The 2182-nt window shown below is 71.6% G+C and carries 3 protein-coding genes; all 3 read right to left on the bottom strand.

Features of this window, described 5'->3' with window-relative positions; all coding sequences use genetic code 11:
* Positions 1-1356, bottom strand: a 1356-nt coding sequence (gene cysS, locus G6027_RS15870) for a cysteine--tRNA ligase (RefSeq protein WP_182638008.1), incomplete at its 3' end; no start/stop codon positions are given.
* Positions 1357-1398: 42 nt separating this feature from the next.
* Positions 1399-1881, bottom strand: coding sequence for a 2-C-methyl-D-erythritol 2,4-cyclodiphosphate synthase (gene ispF, locus G6027_RS15865; protein WP_182638007.1), 483 nt, complete (start codon positions 1879-1881; stop codon positions 1399-1401).
* A partial coding sequence (locus G6027_RS15860; RefSeq protein ID WP_182638006.1) for a 2-C-methyl-D-erythritol 4-phosphate cytidylyltransferase occupies positions 1878-2182 on the bottom strand: 305 nt, incomplete at its 5' end. The genes ispF and G6027_RS15860, both read right to left, overlap by 4 nt.

Raw genomic sequence — 2182 nt, 5'->3', positions numbered from 1 at the left:
TCCGGCCGCCACCAGGCGGTCCCTGATGGCGTCGGCGGTGGCGAAGTCCTTGGTCTGGCGCGCGTGGTCGCGCGCCTCGAGTTCTGCCCGCACGAGCGAGTCGAGTGCTGTGGTTGCGACGTCGTCCCCGCCACCGTCGGCCACCCAGTGGGGATCGAGGGGATCGACCCCCACCACCGCCGTCATGGCCCGGACGGCCGACGCGGCGGTCAGCGCCGCGTCGAGGTCGCCGGACGCCAGGGCGGTGTTCCCTTCGCGCACCCGGCCGTGGATCTCCGCCAGGGCGGCGGGGACCCCGAGATCGTCGTTCATCGCCGCGGCGAACCCGTCGGTCCAGTCACCCACGGGCACCTCGACGCCGGCCTCGGCCACGCGCCGCACGAACGCCTCGATCCTCCGGTATCCGGCGGCCGCTTCCTGCAGCGCCTCCGGCGAGTACTCGAGCATCGACCGGTAGTGGGCGCTGCCGAGGTAGTAGCGCAGCTCGACGGGCCGCACCGCGGTGAGGATGTTGGGCACGCTGAGCACGTTCCCCAGCGACTTGCTCATCTTCTCCCCCGCCATGGTGACCCACCCGTTGTGCAGCCAGTACCGGGCGAAGCCGTCGCCGGCCGCGTGGGACTGCGCGGCCTCGTTCTCGTGGTGCGGGAACTGCAGGTCCAGACCGCCGCCGTGGATGTCGAAGGTCCCACCGAGGTACCAGGTCGCCATGGCCGAGCACTCGAGGTGCCAGCCCGGACGGCCCTCGCCCCACGGGGTGGGCCAGCTGGGCTCGCCCGGCTTGGCCGCCTTCCACAGCGCGAAATCACGCGAGTCGCGCTTACCGCGCAGGTCCGCCGCCTCACCCTGGTCGACCTCGTCGAGGCGGTGTCCCGAGAGGTGGCCGTAGTCGCCCTCCGGTGCGGTCGACCAGGCGGCCACGTCGAAGTAGACGCTGCCCTCGGCCGGGTAGGCGAACCCGCGCTCGATGAGCCGCTCCATGTAGTCGATCATCTGCGTGACGTGCCCGGTCGCCCGCGGCTCCGTGGACGGCGGCAGGACCCCGAGGGCGTCATAGGCCCTGGTGAACTCACGCTCGTGCGTGGCGACCCATTCCCACCACGGTCGGCCGTTCTCGGCGGCCTTGGTGAGGATCTTGTCGTCGATGTCGGTGACGTTGCGGACGAATGCCACGTCGTAACCCGTCGCCAGCAGCCAGCGGCGCAGGACGTCGAAGGCGACCCCGGACCGGACGTGGCCGATGTGCGGCACGGACTGCGGGGTGGCTCCACAGAGGTAGACGGACGCGTGCCCCTCCCGGACTGGGGTGAACTCCCGGAGGGAGCGGGTGGCGGTGTCGTACAGATGGAGCGTCACGGGGAGCGAGTCTACCGGTGACGCACCCTCGCGCCCGCTTCGTCAGCTCCGGAACACCAGAGCCGTCGCCACGGCGGAGACCCCCTCGCCACGACCGGTGAAGCCCATCCCGTCGGTCGTGGTGGCCGACACGGAGACCGGGGCGCCGATGATCGCTGACAGCGCCTCCTCCGCCTCGACCCGCCGCGGGCCCATCTTGGGGCGATTGCCCACCATCTGCACGGCGGCGTTCCCGATCGCCCACCCGTGCCCGGTGAGTTCCGCCACCGCCTCGCGGAGGAGCCGTTCCCCCGAGACGTCGTCGTACTCGGGGCGGCCGGTGCCGACCAGGGTGCCGAGGTCACCGAGACCGGCTGCGGACAGGAGCGCGTCGACCAGGGCGTGGGCCACCACGTCGCCGTCGGAGTGCCCCTCGCACCCGTGGTCGTCCGGGAAATGCAGACAGGCCATCATGCATCGCTTGCCGGGCTGCACCTGATGGGCGTCGGTGCCGATCCCGACGCGCGGGATCACGGGTCCGGTCACGGATCCTCCTCAGGGTTCTCGCATGTCCCGACTTCCTGCAGGGCACCGACTTCCTGCAGAGCACGGACTTCCTCCAGGGCACGGACGTGATCCGATGCCGTGGTGATCTTGAACGACAGTACGTCTCCGGCGACGGTCGCGACCCGCCTACCCAGCCGCTCGACCAGCCCGGCGTCGTCGGTGGCCACGTCCCCGGCCGCGTCGTAGGCGGCGAGCAGCACCTCGGGCGCGAAACCCTGCGGCGTCTGGACGGCCCGCAGGACGGCTCGGTCGGGCGTACCCACCACGTACCCGCCGGCGT

The organism is Dietzia sp. SLG310A2-38A2, from assembly GCF_014145095.1.
Taxonomy (GTDB): Bacteria; Actinomycetota; Actinomycetes; order Mycobacteriales; family Mycobacteriaceae; genus Dietzia.
The sequence above is the reverse complement of the archived record's forward strand: the minus strand, read 5'-3'. Positions and strand labels throughout refer to the sequence as shown.